At 72.8% G+C, this 16501-nt stretch carries 12 protein-coding genes; 3 read left to right on the plus strand and 9 right to left on the minus strand.

The window, feature by feature from the left end; genetic code table 11:
- Position 1: 1 nt before the first annotated feature.
- The 3 genes from REH65_RS06405 to REH65_RS06415 form a co-directional block, all read right to left on the minus strand.
- Entirely contained in the window at positions 2-1462 is a 1461-nt protein-coding gene (locus REH65_RS06405) for an FGGY family carbohydrate kinase (protein WP_406691697.1), read from the minus strand.
- A complete protein-coding gene (locus tag REH65_RS06410; protein ID WP_406691698.1) occupies positions 1459-2514 on the minus strand; it encodes a 2-hydroxyacid dehydrogenase in 1056 nt (351 codons plus the stop codon). Before REH65_RS06410 ends, REH65_RS06405 begins: the two co-directional genes overlap by 4 nt.
- Before the next feature lie 71 nt (positions 2515-2585).
- A complete protein-coding gene (locus tag REH65_RS06415) occupies positions 2586-3281 on the minus strand; it encodes an HAD family hydrolase (RefSeq protein WP_406691699.1) in 696 nt (231 codons plus the stop codon).
- A gap of 122 nt (positions 3282-3403) precedes the next feature.
- On the opposite strand from REH65_RS06415, the gene REH65_RS06420 reads away from it, so the two are divergent.
- Together REH65_RS06420 and REH65_RS06425 are read left to right on the plus strand one after the other, a co-directional pair.
- Positions 3404-4192 carry a DeoR/GlpR family DNA-binding transcription regulator gene (locus tag REH65_RS06420; RefSeq protein ID WP_406691700.1) on the plus strand — a complete coding sequence of 263 codons (789 nt, stop codon included), beginning with the start codon at positions 3404-3406 and terminating at the stop codon, positions 4190-4192.
- A gap of 202 nt (positions 4193-4394) precedes the next feature.
- Positions 4395-5738 carry an RbtT/DalT/CsbX family MFS transporter gene (locus REH65_RS06425; RefSeq protein ID WP_281455718.1) on the plus strand — a complete coding sequence of 448 codons (1344 nt, stop codon included), beginning with the start codon at positions 4395-4397 and terminating at the stop codon, positions 5736-5738.
- Here the strand turns inward: REH65_RS06425 and REH65_RS06430 are convergent.
- The 3 genes from REH65_RS06430 to REH65_RS06440 are packed head-to-tail and all read right to left on the minus strand — an operon-like array spanning position 5735 to position 10775.
- Positions 5735-7393: a PIG-L family deacetylase gene (locus REH65_RS06430; RefSeq protein WP_406691701.1), complete on the minus strand. Its 1659-nt coding sequence runs from the start codon at positions 7391-7393 to the stop codon at positions 5735-5737. The two genes, REH65_RS06425 and REH65_RS06430, sit on opposite strands and share 4 nt — an antisense overlap.
- Positions 7390-9819: a GtrA family protein gene (locus REH65_RS06435; RefSeq protein ID WP_406691702.1), complete on the minus strand. Its 2430-nt coding sequence runs from the start codon at positions 9817-9819 to the stop codon at positions 7390-7392. Before REH65_RS06435 ends, REH65_RS06430 begins: the two co-directional genes overlap by 4 nt.
- Complete coding sequence (locus REH65_RS06440; protein ID WP_406691703.1) at positions 9819-10775, minus strand: glycosyltransferase family 2 protein; 957 nt, start codon at positions 10773-10775, stop codon at positions 9819-9821. Before REH65_RS06440 ends, REH65_RS06435 begins: the two co-directional genes overlap by 1 nt.
- Positions 10776-11101: 326 nt before the next feature.
- On the opposite strand from REH65_RS06440, the gene REH65_RS06445 reads away from it, so the two are divergent.
- Positions 11102-13180 (plus strand): prolyl oligopeptidase family serine peptidase, encoded by a 2079-nt coding sequence (locus REH65_RS06445; RefSeq protein ID WP_406691704.1) that lies wholly within the window; start codon positions 11102-11104, stop codon positions 13178-13180.
- Between the two features lie 56 nt (positions 13181-13236).
- Here REH65_RS06445 and REH65_RS06450 read toward each other — a convergent pair whose 3' ends face one another.
- From REH65_RS06450 to der, 3 genes are all read right to left on the minus strand, one after another.
- Positions 13237-14322: a sensor histidine kinase gene (locus REH65_RS06450; RefSeq protein ID WP_406691705.1), complete on the minus strand. Its 1086-nt coding sequence runs from the start codon at positions 14320-14322 to the stop codon at positions 13237-13239.
- Positions 14319-15008, minus strand: coding sequence for a response regulator (locus tag REH65_RS06455; protein WP_406691706.1), 690 nt, complete (start codon positions 15006-15008; stop codon positions 14319-14321). The genes REH65_RS06450 and REH65_RS06455 overlap by 4 nt, the downstream gene beginning before the upstream one ends.
- Positions 15009-15079: 71 nt before the next feature.
- Entirely contained in the window at positions 15080-16498 is a 1419-nt protein-coding gene (gene der, locus REH65_RS06460) for a ribosome biogenesis GTPase Der (RefSeq protein ID WP_406693101.1), read from the minus strand.
- Between the last annotated feature and the right edge of the window lie 3 nt (positions 16499-16501).

Here is a 16501-nt window from a genome sequence, read left to right on the forward strand (position 1 = left end):
GTCAGGCCTCCTCGACGGGCGCCCAGTGCGGCCGGGCGCGTTCGATGGCGGTCAGGTAGTCGCGGTAGCCGCGGTCGTAGAACTCCACGGCTCGCGGGTCGGGGCGCACGACGCGGCGGTCGGCGGCCCACTGCTCGCGGTCGACGGGGTCGCCGAGCGCGTCCCAGGCGGTCATCGCCGCGCCGCGCGCGCCGACCCCCTCCTCGTGCGGGACGTGCAGCGCGCGGCCGAGGACGTCGGCGAAGATCTGGCTCCACGCCTGCGATCGGGCACCGCCGCCGCAGGCCGCGACCTCGCCCGCGAGCCCCGCGCTCTCCAGGTTGTGCCGCGCGGCGTAGGCGACGGCCTCGCACATCGCGCGCACCAGGTCGGCGGGCGTGGTCTCCAGCGACAGCCCGGTGAACTGACCGCGCGCCCGCGAGTCGACGAACGGCGCCCGCTCCCCCGACGCCGACAGGAACGACAGCGCGGACACCCCGCCCGCACCCGGATCGCTCTGCGCGAGCAGCGTTTCCAGCTGTTCGACGCCGGATCCGGTCATGGCCAGCACCCAGTCGAGGTTGGCGGTGCCGACCATCGCGGGCATCACCCGGAGGTAGTGCTGCGGCAGCGGCGTGGCCAGCCACATCCCCGCGGGCTCGCCGTGCGGATCGATGACGACCTCGTCGCGCAGCACCTGGCAGCCCAGGGTCGTGCCGATCACCAGGCTGCCGTCGCCGACCTCGCTCACCCCGGATCCGAAGGCGCAGGCGGGCAGGTCGAACGGCCCGGCCGACACCGGGAGCCCGGACGGCAGCCCGAGTTCGGCGGCGGCCTCACCGGAGAGCGCGAACAGCTTGCCGACCGGCGTGGTCTCGGCCAGCAGCCGGCGGTGCTGGGAGATGCCGCAGATGTCGAGCGCGGCGTCGGAGTACTCGCGCGCGGGCACGTCCAGGAACGGCAGCGAGGCGTCGGAGGCGTCCACGGTGATCTCGCCGGTGAAGCGCTGCACGATCGCGTCCACGCAGTACCCGGCGACGGCCGCGCGTTCCAGGCGTTCGGGTTCGTGCTCGGCGAGGTGCGCCAGCAGTGGCCCGGCCGAACCGGGGAACATCCCGGATCCGGTGAGCGCGTACACCTTTCGCTGCACCCCGGCGGCTTCCCAGGCGCGCAGGGTCTCGGCCGCGCGGGCGTCGAGCCAGGAGATGGCCCGGCCGACGCCGCGCCCGCGCTCGTCGCGCAGCCACAGCCCGTCGCCCTGACCGGTGATGGCCAGGGCCTGCACGGGTTCGGTGGCCGCGGCCGCGACCTGGCGCACGACCTGCACGACCGAGTCCACGACCTCGTCGAGGTCCTGCTCCACCAGTCCGGGCGCGGGTCGGTGCAGGGTGGAGCGCACGCTGCGGGTCAGCTTCGCCGACCCGTCGCGGCCGAGCAGTGATGCCTTGGTCACCGAAGTGCCGACGTCAACTCCGATGATCATGGCTGCAGGTCCTCGAACTTCGCGAGCACGTCGGGGTTGGCCACGAACCGCGGCCGCCGCCCTTCGAGGAACCGGCCGACCTCACCCGCGACGATCTCGGCGGCCCGGTGCGCGGTCTGGCGGGTGGCCCCGGCCAGGTGCGGGGTGGTGATCACGTTCGGCGCGTCGAACAGCGGCCAGTCGCGCGGCGGCGGTTCGATGTCGTAGACGTCGACGGCCAGCGCGCCGAGGCGACCGCTGCGCAGCAGGTCGGGCAGCGGCGCGTAGTCGAGCAGACCACCGCGCGCGGAGTTGACCAGCACCGCGCCTTCGGGCAGCAGCTTGAGGTTCTCGGCGTTGAGCAGGTTGCGGGTCTCCGGGGTGAGCCGGGCGTGCAGGCTCACCACCGAGCTGCGCCGCAGCAGCTCCTCCAGCTCGACGAGCTCGATGCCCTCGCCGGCGACCTGGGCCGGGTCGGCGAACGGGTCGGCGACCAGCACGGTCGAACCGAAGGCCCGCAGGACGCGGGCGACGATGCGGCCGATCGCGCCGTAGCCGACGAGCCCGACGGTCGAACCTTCGAGCTCGATGCCGGCGTTGTCGTAGGCGTAGTAGTCGCCGCGCCAGTTGCCGTCCTTGAGCTCGGCGTCGGAGCCGGGGATCCGGCGCAGCGCGGCGAGCATCAGCCCGACGGCGAACTCCGCCGCCGCGGCGGCGTTGCGGCCGGGCGCGTAGCTGACGATGACGCCGTTGTCGGTGGCCGCCTGCAGGTCGACGTTGACCGGGCCACCCCGGCACACGCCGACGAACTTGAGGTTGCCCGCGGCGGCGAGGACGTCGCCGGTGAACGGCGCCATCTGGGTGGCGACGATCTCGTGGTCGCCCAGCGCGTCGAGCAGCTGCTGCTCGGTGCCGCTGGCCTCCTGGACGTTGCCGACGGGGCCGAACGGCTCGACCGGCCACGGCAGCTTCAGCGTGTCGAAGCGCAGTTCGCGCGCGCTCGCGCGGCGCAGGGCGTCGACGAACACCTCGGGATGCACGAAGTGGTCACCGGCGGCCAGAACGCTCGTCATCTCCTGGACTCCTTTGTCGCGAGGTGCCTCGGCTCCACGAGCCGGGGGTTGTCAGCTCCGGGGCTGTTGGGTCAACTCGGGTGCTGGGGCAACGAGCCGACCAGCCGCAGCCGCACGTCGTCGAGGTCGGTGGCGATGTGGGCGGCTCCGGCGAGCGCGTCCTCAGCGGGCGGGTAGTCGCCGTTGGGGATCGCCACGACCGTCATGCCCGCCCGTGCGGCCGCGCGCAACCCGTTGCTGGAGTCCTCGACGGCCAGGCAGTGCGCCGGGTCGTGGCCGAGCTCGCGGGCGGCGGCGAGGTAGACGTCGGGGCTGGGCTTGCCGCGCGGCACCTCGGCGCTGGACACGGTCGCCGAGAAGTGCGGGGTGAGCCCGTGCCGGTCGAGGACGGCGTCGATGAGCCGCCGCGGAGCCGACGAGGCCAGCGCGATGGGCGCGCGGGCGGCGACGTCGGTGACCATCTTCTCGGCGCCGGGGAGCAGCTCGATCTCGCCGTCGTCGAGCGCGGCGATCATGTCGTCGACGACGATCCGCTCGGTGTCGGCGGCGGATTCCGCCGCCCGGCTGAACTCGGCGAGGAACGCGGCCCACTCGGGTGCGCTCATGCCCTGGACCTGCCGGGTCTCCTGCCCGGTCCAGGTGTGGCCCCGGGCCGCGGCGAAGCGGGTCCACATCCGCTCCCACAGGTGCTCGCTCTCGACCAGGACGCCGTCCATGTCGAACACGACCGCGCGATGAGCGCCGTTCGGCCGATCCGGCTGGGTCATCCGTACCTCCCGCCAATCACTGATGGACCCAAATTAACACTCGAATCGTTAACTGTCACTACTCCAGTGATAGTACGGCGGGTCTGCATCACATCCGAGGCTCTACGAGGCAAGATGAGCGCATGGCGTCCGCACCGAAGAAGCAGTCCCCCCGTCTCCAGCGGCAGCAGAGGATCGTCGATCACGTCCTCGCGCAGGGCTTCGCCAGCGCCGCGGAGCTGTCCTCGCTGACCGGGGTCAGCCTCATGACGGTGCACCGCGACCTCGACGACCTGGCCACGCGGGGCCTGCTGCGCAAGTACCACGGCGGGGTGTCGGCCCAGCCGTCGACGGTGTTCGAGTCCAGTTCGGACTTCCGGCTGCACACCCACACCGCCGAGAAGGAGGCGCTGGCCGCGGACGCCCTGCGGTTCATCACGCCGGGCATGTCGGTGATGCTCGACGACTCCACCACGGCGTTGGCGCTGGCCAGGCTGCTGCCCGACGTCGGCCCGCTGACGGTGGTCAGCAACTACCGCCAGGTCCAGGAGACGCTGCGCGACGTCCCGGACATCCGGCTGATCGGGCTGGGCGGCGAGTACTCCCGCACCCACGACTCCTACCTGGGCCTGCCGTGCCAGGAGATGATCTCGACGTTCTCGGTGGACATCGTCTTCATCTCCACCTCGGCCATGAACGCCCGCCTGACCTACCACCAGGAGCAGGAGATCGTCCTGGTCAAGCGCGCGATGATGGGCAGCGCCACCACGAAGGTCCTCATGATGGACGCCAGCAAGGTGGCCCGCTCGGCCCTGCACCAGCTCGCCCCGGTCAACGCCTTCGACCACGTCCTGCTGGCAGGGGACCTCGACGAAGCCCTCATCGAGGAGATGCGAGAAGAAGCAGAAGTCCACGTGGCCAAGCTGAGCTGACGACCGCGCCACCCGACCACAGGCAGAGCGCCGCGGGCGCTTTCCCAGCACCGCACCTGAGACGTCGGCGCCGCCGAGCACGGGGAGCGCTGAGTGATGTCAGCGGGCGGAACCAAATTCACACCTTGTGCGTTAACTTCAACAGGGTGCATGATGGCCGACATTCGTAGGCGCTGAAACATCCGACCTGTTGGAGACAGTGATGTCCCAGACGTCCGCAGCCGGAACATCCGGCATCCTGGACCGCATCGGCATCCCCAGACAACTCGCATGGGGCTTCGTAGCCGTCCTGATCTTCATGATCGGGGACGGGGTGGAGACCACGTTCCTGTCCGACTACCTGCAGAAACCCGAGGGCGGGGCCCTGCCGGGCGCGGTGGCTTCCTTCGCCACGGTCACCCTCTACGGCGTCGCGGCCATGATCGCGGCGTGGTTCTCCGGGACGCTCTCGGCGATCTGGGGCCCGCGCCGGGTGATGTGGCTGGGCGGCGCGTGGTGGGTCGGGTTCGAGTGCCTGTTCCTGTTCGCGGCGCTGCCCTCGCACAACGCGGTGTTCATCGTCGCCACCTACGGCATCCGCGGCCTGGCCTACCCGCTGTTCGCGTTCTCGTTCCTGGCGTGGGCGCAGGTGGCGAGCCCGACGAAGATGCGCGGTTCGGTGGCCGGCTGGTTCTGGTTCGCCTTCACCGGTGGTCTGCCGACGCTGGGGGCCGCGCTGGCGGCGCTGTCGATCGGCGTGTTCGGCTTGTCCGACTACCAGACGTTGGTGCTGTCGCTGGTCGTGGTGACGGTCGGTGTGCTGCTGGGTTCGTTCGCGGTGCGCGAGGAGCACGGGCTGCAGCCGATCGCGGACGAGACGGTGGAGAACCCGCGCAGCCTCAAGCGCCTGGCGGAGGGCGTGGACATCCTGTGGCGGGATCGCCGGGTGCTGGCCGGTGGCCTGATCCGCATCGTGAACACGGCGCCGCAGTACGGGTTCTTCGCGATGTTCCCGTTCACCTTCGGTCCGGCCGCCCCGGACGGCGGTTTCCTGACCGCGGCGCAGGTCGCGTCGCTGGCGTCGATCGCCTACGGCGCGAACATCGCGGCGAACCTGTTCTTCGGCGTGTTCGGCGACCGCTTCGGCTGGCGTCGCACCGTGACCTGGTTCGGTTGCGTGGGCTGCGCGATCGCGACGCCGCTCTGGTACTTCAGCTCGATGGCGTCGCAGAGCTTCGCCGTGGCAGCGACGTTCGGCGTGGTCTACGGCCTGGTGCTGGCCGGTTTCGTGCCGCTGTCGGCGCTGATGCCGTCGATGGTGGCGACCAAGGACAAGGGCTCGGCGCTGGCGGTGCTGAACTTCGGCGCCGGTGGAGCGGCGTTCGTCGGCCCGGTCGTGGTGACGGCGCTGTACCCGCTGGTCGGCGGCGGTGGCGCGACGATCGTGTTCTGCCTGATGTACCTGGCGGTGGGCGTGCTGTCGTTGCGGATGAAGGACGACAGCGACCCGGGCGAGCACCGCGCGTCCCGCGCCGGTGCTCCCGAGGCCGCCCGCGCTTCGGCCTAGGGCACGTCGAAGGTCGTGATCAGGCCGTCGCCCGCGAGGGCGGCGGCCTGATCGCCGTCCGGGGTCAGCGCGGGCCGGCCTTCGACGGGGCCGAGCGCGATTCTGCTGCCGTCGGGTCGGACGATCTCCAGGAGTCCGTCGGCGTTGCGGACCGCGAGCACGGGGCCGGGGGCGATCGCCGGGTCGGAGATCGCCTCGGCGTCGATGGTCCGCGTGCGCTGCCACCCCGCGTGCTCGGCCAGCACGACCAGATCTCCTCGGGAGTCCCGGAAAGCGGCGTACCCGCTGGTCGTCGCGATGCCGCCGACCGGGTGCTCGGTCGAGGCGACCGGTTCGCCGCACCCGGACGGGGTGAGCCGCCAGTGCCGCATCCCGGTCCGCGACGCCGCCATCACGTGGACCTCGCCGTCGCCGGCGAGCACCGCGGACACCTCGTCGAGGACGTCGGTACCGCCGAGGCGGCACCACCCGCCGCTGTCGCGGACGCTCACTCCCCCGCCCTGATCGCGGACCGCGACGACCACCCGGTCGCCGACCGACACCGCCGACGGTGGTCCGAGGTCCGCTCCCGGTCGACGCGGCGGTGGTGTTCCGAGCGGGAGCCACGGCCGATCGCCGTCCTGGAGCCACACCGCGCCGCTGTCGCGCTCCTGCACCACGAGCCTGCTCGGGTCGGCGAAGCTCACCGATCCCTCGCGCGGCACGAACGGAGCGTCCACAGCGGACTCAACGCCGGATTCGGTGAGCACGAGCCGGTTTCCGCGCACGTGCGCGTGCCGGTCGGCGGTGGCCCACCGGGTTCCCCACGGACGGCGGAGCCGCATCGAGGCCAGCCAGGCGTCGTAGGGTGCGCCGAGGCTCACCTGCGGGTCGTGCTCGGCGTAGCGGGCGAACACGGCGCGCTTGGCGGCCACGACCCGGTCCGGGAGGTTCGCCGGAGCGTCGGCGACGTTGTAGTCGCGGTAGTGCAGCAGCGGCAGATCCGTTCCGCGCAGCGCGGTTTCGGTGAACCGGGCGGTGGCGACGTGATCGGGGTGGTCGTGGGCGGCACCCCACTGCCCCTGGTAGCGCGGATCCGGACGCGGGTCCTGGGTGCGCACCAGCGTCGGCGCGAACTCGTCGACGATCCGGCGCAGCGATCCGATCACCGACGCCCGGTCGTGGCCGGTCGCGGACACGACCGAGCCGCTCGCGGGGATCGTGGGCACGCGATGCGCGGGATCGCGCCAGAGCTCGCTCAGCGCGTGCCGGGAATCGGGGTCGTTGTCGTCGGGCAGGCCGAGGAACACCAGCGCGACCTCGGGCCGCTGCCGGAGCCGCTGCAGCTCGGCCTGCCGGCCTCCGGGCAGCGCCAGCGCCGAGCGGGTCCAGTCGTCGGCGGTACCGGCCATCGCGGCGAACGCGGCGCGGGTGCCCGACTGCCTGCTCGCCGCGTAGTCGGCGGGCGGGCGCACGTCGCTCTCCCCCGCCGTGAGGAACACCGTCGCCACCCTGGCTCCCGAGCGCAGCGCCAGGGCCACGTCCGGGCTCATGAACAGCATGTCGTCGTCGGGGTGCGCCACGATCTGCACGTGCGACGCTCTCGGCGCGGCCGCGGCGGCACCGGGGGTGAGCGAGCACAGCAAGATCGTCAGCAGCGCAGCGGCCGTTCTCATCGGGCCCACCTCCGCGACAGCACCAGCGCCGCCAGCGCCCCGGCCACCACCAGCAGCAATCCCGCGCGCACCCCCGGTGGCGCCCACGTCACCGCCAGCACGCCTCCGTCGAGGTCCTTGGGGATCCGCACGGTCAGCAGACCGGCGTCGGTCGCCGCGACCGGAACCGGACGCCCGTCCACGGCGGCCCGATATCCGGGCCAGTGCAGCCGCGCGAACACCAGCTCCCCGTGTCCGGTGAAGCGCACGGTCTCGCGGCGCGCGCCGCGCTGCACGTCCTCGATCACCCGGATACCGCGCGCCGCGCCGACCCGCCCGCCCGGCCACGGGAGCGGCGTGGTGCGGGTGAGCACGACGACCTCGGCGCCCCGGTGCGACACGCGCCAACCTGGCGGTGCGTCGGTCACCTCCCGCAGCCGCCGCTGCACCACGACCCGGGTGGCTCTGAGCTGGTCGGCGAGCCGGTCCGGCCCCCACAGCCGGTCGTAGGCCTGCGGGCAGGTGGCGCCGAAGTAGTTGAGGCACAAGGTCCGGTGCAGCGCCTCGTGCCCGATCCCGGTGTAGGACACCAGGCTCGCCGTCCCAGCCGCCGCGGGCATGTTGCCCAGCAGCAGTTCCGACCACGCGCTGCCGTCGGCGATCGTCTCCGGCGGAATCGCCTCGCGGGCGGCGATCTGCACGACCGTTCCACCACCCGACGCGGCGTGCTCCGCGCGCAGGGCCGCGACGTCGGTCGGGAAGCGGTAGTCCGCGACGTCCCGGTTGGTCGGGAACCACAGCAGCTGCAACCCCAGCACCAGCGCGGTTCCCAGGTGCAGCACCACGAACAGCCGCGTCCGCAGCGCGCACACCAGCAGGAGCGCGACCAGGGCCAACCCGATGACGTGCTTGGGCGCCTGCGCCGGCCACGCCGCGACCGCGAGGTAGCCGCCCACCAGCACCAGCAGCCCGGACGCCGCCGCCCGCACCCTCGCCCGGTCCCGGAGCAGCCCTCCCGACAGCGCCACCGCCAGCAGCACCGCGAGCGCCAGGTGCAGGACCGCGATGTGCCGCAGCGGCCACCGGAACATCCACACGTTCGACGGTCCGAGGCACAGCAGCACCGAGCAGCAGGCCACCACCAGCACCGCCCGGCACCGCCGCCACGGCACCGCGCGCCAGTCCACCCAGGGCAGCAGCGGCACCGCGAACCAGGCCAGGAACGTCGCCGGAACCGTCATCCGGTAGTCGCCGAAGGACAGGATCTGCGGCAGGAAACCCGGTGTGCTGGCGTTGAGCAGGTCCCCGACGCCAGGCACCAGCAGCCCCGAGTTGAACAGCTCCGCACCCGACCGCCACCCCACCGACGAGGTCGCCAGCACCGGCCAGAACACCAGCGGCAGGCACGCGGCCACCGCCGCCCCGATCCCGAGCAACCGACGCGGCCCGAACTCGACCGCCAACCCGGCGAAGACCAGGCACAACGCCAGCAGCGCGTACGGGTCGCCCGCCGAGACGCACAGGTAGCACAGCGCGAACGGCAGCAAGGCGGGCGCACCGTCGGCGACGTGGCGGCGCAGCGCCCACCACGCCCACGGCAGCCACGCCAGCCCCATCAGCCCACCGGCCCAGCTCGCGGCCTCGAAGTGCAGCACGAACCCCGACACCGGCAGCGCCACCGACAACGCCGACGCGGCAGCGGGTTTCGCACCGCAACCCCGGCACAGCAGGTACGTGCCGACCGCCAGCAGCACCAGGAACTGGATCTTCACCACCGCCCCGGCCACGGCCAGGTCGCCGATGAGCGCGACGAGGAGGTAGTCCAGCAGGTGCACCGGGTTCCAGATGCCGAACAGCGACTCGGCGGCGAGGTTGCCGCCCATCCACGAGTCCGGTTCCAGTCCCAGCGACCACTGCCCGGCCAGCAGCCGTTCGCCGAGCCGGTGCCACATCGGCAGGAACTGCGCGGCGCTGTCGTCGGCGAAGTAGAACGACGGGTTCACCAGCAGCGGCAACGTCCCCAGCGCGGCAGTCGCCAGCGCGACCCCGGCCGCACCTCGCCACTCCCCGACCTGTCCCCGGGTCAGGGCGGCGCGGCTGGCCAGGAACGTCACCGGGACCAGCGCGAACCCCACCAGCGGCGCCAACCTCGGATCGATCCCGTACACGCTCACCGCGAGCGCCACCGCCGCCGTGCTCACCACCAGCAGCGCCAGGCTGCTCAGCGGGAACAGCAGCAACGACCGCCCGGTGGGCGGCACCCGGAAGGTGAACCGGCAGTGCAGCGCGTAGGAGCACAGCGTCGCCGCGGCGGTGGCCAGCACGTGCGCCAGCAAGTACGGCAGCACCAGCCACAACCCCAGGTACACCGCCCAGTGCACGGAGGTGTTCGCGCCGCCCACCAGCGCGAACCGGCCGAACTGCGAGGCTCCGATCCGCCGCCACATCACGACACCAGCCCAGGTCCCGGAACCGGCCCAGATCCCGCAACCAACTCCGCGGCGCGCAGGTCGACCGGCGCCGGGCTGGACTCCTTGACCAGGTAGTGCGGCCGCTGCCGGACCTCGGCGCAGGTGCGCCCGACGTACTCCCCCAGCACGCCGAGCAGGAACACCTCGATCCCGGCGGACCCGAGCAGCGCCGCCGCCCAGCGCTGCGGACCGTCGCCGATCGCGGCCGCGACGCAGCCGAACGCGAAGGCGAGCGGGCCGAGGTAGAGGGCCGGGCGCAGCGGGTGATCGTTGAACGAGGTCAGCCCGTCGACGCCGTGATCGACCAGCGCCGACGGCCGCCACCGCGAGGCACCGATCTCCCGGGGCACGTTGCGGTAGGTGACGCATCCGGTGTCGAAGCCGATCCAGGCGAACAGCCCCTTGGAGAAGCGGTGCTGCTCGGGCAGCGACAGCAGCGCGTCGACCGCGCGCCGCGACAGCACCCGGAAGTCCCCGACCCCGTCCTGCAACCGGACGTCCAGGAACCGCCGCGCGAGCCGGTAGTAGGTGCGGGACAGCGCGGTCCGCCAGGGCCGGTCGCCGGAGCGGCTGCGCCGGGCCACGACCTGGTCGTAGCCGGTGTCGAGCAGCACCAGCATCCGCGGCAGCAGCGCCGGTGGGTGCTGCAGGTCGGCGTCGAGCAGCGCGACCCGGTCGCCGCGCGCGTGCCGGAGGCCGCACAGCATCGCCGACTCCTTGCCGAAGTTGCGGCTCAGCGACACGTACCGGAACCGGGGGTCGTGCTCGTTGAGGCGCCGCGCCTCGTCCAGCGTGCGGTCGGTGCTGCCGTCGTCGACCAGGATCACCTCGTAGTCCCGGGTCGCGCCCGACAGCGCGGCCACCAGCGCGTCGTGCAGCCGCTGCACTCCGTGCTCCTCGTTGAAGCACGGCACCACCATCGACAGGTACATGGGGAGTTCTCATCCGTTTCGGAACCGACGCCCGCGCTCCGGAGATCCGGAATCCGCTGCGGGCCTTGCGAGATCACCGAAACCGTGCCCGCCGACCCGGCCGGGACCCCCTCCCAACACACCGACGAATCCCCCGTCCCGGTGCGAAATCCGCCGCGAAGTCCCCGATTTCAATGGAAATCGGGAACCGGACTTCAACGGGAATCGGAGACCCGACTTCCATTGAAATCCGGTCGCACCGGGACGAGCGGTGGCGCGGGGTCCGGTCTTGGCGAGGAATCGACCTGGTGCGGCATCCGGGTGTGCGTGATGGCAGGCTGGTTCGCATGTCGTCCGCATCGTTTCCTCGCCGGAGCGCACGCACGCAGGGCTTCAGCCTGGGTGCGCCTCGTAACTTCACCGTCGTCGGAGGCGGTGCGCACGTCCTGTTCCTGCGCTCGACCAGCGGAACCGACCGCACCACCGCCCTGTGGGCGCTGGACACCGCCACGGGCACCGAGCGGCTGCTGGTCGACCCGGCGACGCTGCAGGCCGACGAGCAGGTCAGCGCCGAGGAGCAGGCCCGCCGGGAACGCGCCCGGGAGCGGGCCACCGGCATCACCGGCTACAGCACCGACCGCGACGGCGAGCTGGTCGTGTTCACCCTGTCCGGCCGCCTGTTCACCGTCGGCACCACCACCGGCGAGGCCCGCGAGCTGCCGGTCCAGCAGCCGGTCGCCGACCCGCGCCCCAGCCCGGACGGCTCCCGCATCGCCTACCTGTCCGGCGGCTCGCTGCGGCTGATCGCCGCCGACGGCTCCGGCGACCGGGCCCTGGTCGAACCGGACGGCGAGAACGTGACCTGGGGCGCGGCGGAGTTCATCGCGGCCGAGGAGATGGACCGCCACCGCGGCTACTGGTGGTCCCCGGACGGCGGGTCGCTGCTGGTGGCGCGGGTCGACGAGTCCCCGGTCCGGCACTGGTACCTGGGCGATCCCGCGCACCCCGATCGCGTTCCGGTCGCGACCCGCTACCCCGCCGCCGGAACCGCCAACGCGGAGGTGTCGCTGCACGCGATCGCCCTCGACGGCACCCGCGTGGCGGTCGAGTGGGACCGCGACACCTACCCGTACCTGGCCACCGCGCACTGGTCGGGGCACGGCAGCCCGCTGCTGGCGGTGCAGACCCGGGACCAGCGCACCCAGCTGGTCCTCGCGGTCGATACCGAGGCGGGCACGACCGAGGAGATCCACCGGGACACCGACCCGCACTGGATCGACATCAAGCCGGGCTGGCCGTCGTGGACGCCGGCGGGCGAGCTGGTGCGCGTCGACGCCGCCGAGGGCGCCTACCGCCTGGTCGTGGGCGGCCGGCCGTGGACCTCGGCCCCGCTGCAGGTGCGCGGCATCGTCGACGTCGGCGCCGACGACGTGCTGATCTCCGGTTCCGAGGACGATCCGGCCGAGGTGCACCTCTACCGCGTCACCGCCGCCGGGCACGAGCGCCTGACCGGCGAGTTCGGCGTGCACACCGGCACCCGCGGCGGCGACGTGCTGGTCGTGGCCACCGGTTCCCCGGATCAGCCGCGCACCCGCGTGGTGGTGCGGCGCGGCAGCCAGACGGTCGCCGAGATCGCCAACCACGCCGAGGAGCACGGCCTGGACCTCAACGTCCGGCTGCTGCGGCTCGGCGAGCGCGAGCTGCGCAGCGCCCTGCTGCTGCCCAGCGATCACTCCCCCGCCGACGGTCCGCTGCCGGTCCTGCTGGACCCCTACGGCGGCCCGCACGCCCAGCGGGTGCTGGCCCGCCAGCAGGGCTACCTGACCTCGCAGTGGTTCGCCGACCAGGGCTTCGCGGTGCTGGTCACCGACGGCCGCGGGATGGCGGGGCGCGGACCGGACTGGGACCGCGCGATCGCCGGTGACCTGGCAGGACCGCCGCTGCAAGACCAGGTCGACGCGCTGCACGCGGCCGCGGCCGAGCACCCCGAGCTGGACCTGAGCCGGGTCGCGATCCGCGGCTGGTCCTTCGGCGGCTACCTGGCGGGCCTGGCGGTGCTGCGCCGCCCGGACGTCTTCCACGCCGCGGTCGTCGGCGCCGGTGTCGTGGACTGGCGGCTCTACGACACCCACTACACCGAGCGCTACCTGGGCGACCCGAACACCTCACCGGAGGTCTACGAGGCGAACTCGCTGCTGCGCGACGCCGCGAAGCTGGAGCGCCCGATGCTGATCGTGCACGGCACGGTCGACGACAACGTGGTGCTCGCCCACGGCCTGCGGCTCTCGGCGGCCCTGACCGCGGCGGCCCGCCCGCACACGGTGCTGCCGCTGGCGGGCGTGAGCCACATGCCCACCGACGAGACCACCAGCGAGAACCTGCTGGTCATGCAGGTGGACTTCCTGAAGAAGTCCCTGGCCCGCTAGAAGTCGTCGGTTCTCGCGGCGGGCACGCCGAGCACGGCAACCGCTGGAAGCAGGTCCTAGGACTTCTGGGGCAGGACGGCGACCAGTTGGAAGCCGCCGTCCTCGGAGGGGCCGGCGTCGAGTTCGCCGCCGGCCATCCGGATCCGCTCGGACAGGCCTTCCAGGCCCGCGCCGCCGGTGAGGTCCGTGATCGGTTCGCGCGCGGCATCGGGGGCGCCGTTGGTGACCACGATGCGCAGCGCGTCGGCCCGGTTGCTCAGGTCCACCCTGATCCCGGCGCCGGGCGCGTGCTTGGAGGCGTTGGTCAGCGCCTCCTGCACGACCCGGTAGGCGGCGCGCTCGACCGCGCCCGGCACCTCGTGGTTCGCCAGCTCGCCGGTCAGCTCCACGTCCACCCCGGAGGCGCGGGCCTGGCCGACCAGGTCGGAGATCGTCTGCGCCTGGCCGTCGGCCTGCGCGGCCCCCAATCCGAGGGTCGAGCGCATCTCGCCCAACGCCTGCTTGGCCAGCCCGCGCACCCGGGTCGCGGCCTCGCGCACCGCCGGGTCGTCGCTGGTCGCGCCGAGCGCGGCGGACTCGACGGCGATGAGCGTGACGTGGTGGCCGACGGCGTCGTGGATCTCGCGGGCGATGCGGGCCCGCTCCTCGGCCCGCGCCACCTCGGCCTTGGCCTGCGCCGCGACCTCGCTGGCCGTGGCCAACCGCTGCAGGCTGTCGGCGAGCTGCTCGCGCAGCGCCACCAGCATCCCGATCGCGGCCGGGGCGCCCGCCGACAGCAGCACGAACACCAGGGTCAGCAGGATCGAACCTGGTGTCAGCGACTGGGTGAGCAGCACCGGGGCGACCGCGACGACGCAGGTCAGCAGCACCCACCCGGCCAGTTCTCGCAGCTGCGGGTGGACCCGGCCGACGCGGAACATCGCCACCAGGATCGCCGCCCAGCCCAGGCCACCGGCCATCGCCGGCATGCACAGCAGCACGGCCAGCCGCGGCCAGCGGTGCCGCAGCGGCAGCAGCAGCGCGGCGGCCAACCCGGAGATGACCTTGTACCCGAACGGGTCGGGCGCGGCCAGGACCGCGGCGACGGGCAGTCCGACGGCCAGGACCTCCAGGCCCCAGAACCGCCGGCGCACGCCGTTCACCGCTCGCCCCCGACACCGGCGACGCGCTGCGCGATGAGAGCGGCCTGCACCCTGTTCTGCGCGCCCAGCTTGCTCAGCACCGTCGAGACGTAGCTCTTCACGGTGGCCTCGGTGAGGCCCAGGCGACTGCCGATGTCGGCGTTGGATCGTCCGTCGGCGAGCAGCTGCAGCACCTGGCGCTCGCGCCCGGACAGCGCCTTGACCAGGGTCTGCTCGCGGGCGTTCTCGCTGCTGGTGCGCAGCCGCGGCAGCAGGCGCGCGGTGATCCGCGGGTCGAGGACCGCACCACCGGCGGCGAGGTCCTGCACCGCGCGGACCAGCACCTCCGGCTCCGCGTCCTTGAGCAGGAAGCCCTGGGCGCCGAAGCGCAGCGCCTCGGTGACGTAGTCGTCGAGGTCGAAGGTGGTCAGCATCGCCGCTACGGGCGGTTCGGGCAGCCGCACCAGGTCCTGCAGCGCGGCGAGCCCGTCGGTGCCCGGCATCTGCACGTCGATCAGGGCGACGTGCGGGCGGTGGGCGCGCACCTCGGACAGCAGGCCGCGGCCGTTCTCGGCCTCGGCCACCACTTCGATGGTGCCGCCGCTCTCGAGCAGGACCTTGAGCCCGCGTCGCAGCATCGGCTCGTCGTCGGCCAGCACGACCCTGATCGGCGCACCGCCGTCGGTTCCCGCCACCTCTCGGTTCACCTCCGCTGCTTCCCGAGGGTCGACAGCAGACTAACCCGCCACCGCCGACCCGCAGCGCACGGACCGCCGGTTCAGCGCTTGCCCTTGCCCTTGGCCTTCCGCTCGCGCACGCGCACCGAGATCCGCACCGGGCTGCCGACGAAGCCGAACGTCTCGCGGAACTTGCGCTCCAGGAACCGGCGGTAGCCGGCCTCCAGGAACCCGGTGGTGAACAGCACGATCGTCGGCGGCCGCGTCTGCGCCTGGGTGGCGAACATGATCTTCGGCTGGCGCCCGCCGCGCGCCGGCGGCGGGTTCGCGGCGACGAGCTCGTTGAGCCAGCCGTTGAGGCGGCCGGTGGAGATCCGGGTGTCCCAGGAGTCCAGGGCGGTGCGCAGCTGGGGCGCCAGCTTCGCCACCGAGCGCCCGGTCAGCGCGGAGACGTTGACCCGCTCGGCCCAGCGCACCCGCACCAGCTCGCGGTCGATCTCCTTCTCCAGCTGGTGGCGGCGGTCCTCGTCGACCTTGTCCCACTTGTTGTAGGCCAGCACCAGCGCGCGGCCCGACTCGACCACCATCGTGATCACCCGCAGGTCCTGCTCGCTGATCGGCTCGGAGCCGTCGACGAGCACGATCGCGACCTCGGCGGCCTCGATGGCGGCCTTGGTGCGCAGCGACGCGTAGTACTCGGTGCCGCTGGCGGTCTTGACCCGCTTGCGCAGCCCGGCGGTGTCGACGAACCGCCACACCTGGCCGTCGAGCTCGACCAGCGAGTCGACCGGGTCCACGGTCGTGCCCGCGACGTCGTGCACGACCGAGCGGTCCTCGCCGGTGAGCTTGTTGAGCAGGCTGGACTTGCCGACGTTGGGCTTGCCGACCAGCGCGACCCGGCGCGGGCCGCCGCTGGCGCCGAACACCTCGCGCGGCGTCTCCGGCAGGGCTTCGAGGACCTTGTCCAGCAGGTCGCCCGAGCCGCGCCCGTGCAGACCGCTGACCGGCATCGGCTCACCCAGGCCCAGCGACCACAGCGAGTGGACGTCGGCCACGCCGCGCTCGTCGTCGACCTTGTTGGCGACCACGATCACCGGCCGCTTCGAGCGGCGCAGCACGCGGGCCACGGCTTCCTCGGTGGCGGTCGCGCCGACCTTGGCGTCGACGACCAGCACGATCGCGTCGGCGGTGTGCATCGCCATCTCGGCCTGCGCGGCCACCGAGCTCTGCAGGCCCTTGGCGTCGGGCTCCCAACCACCGGTGTCGACCACCGTGAAGCGGCGGCCGTTCCACAGCGCGTCGTAGGCGACGCGGTCCCGGGTCACGCCCGGGGTGTCCTGCACAACGGCCTCACGCCGCCCCAGGAGCCGGTTGACCAGGGTGGACTTGCCCACGTTGGGGCGTCCGACCACGGCCAGCACCGGCTGCGGCTTCGGCGGGGCCTCGTCGCCCTCGGCGGCGGCCTCGTCGAACTCCGCCCACTCGGACTCGTCGGACCACGTGCCGTCCAGGCCCTCCAGCGA

This window comes from Saccharopolyspora sp. ID03-671 (assembly GCF_045278815.1).
Classification (GTDB): Bacteria; Actinomycetota; Actinomycetes; order Mycobacteriales; family Pseudonocardiaceae; genus Saccharopolyspora; species Saccharopolyspora ipomoeae.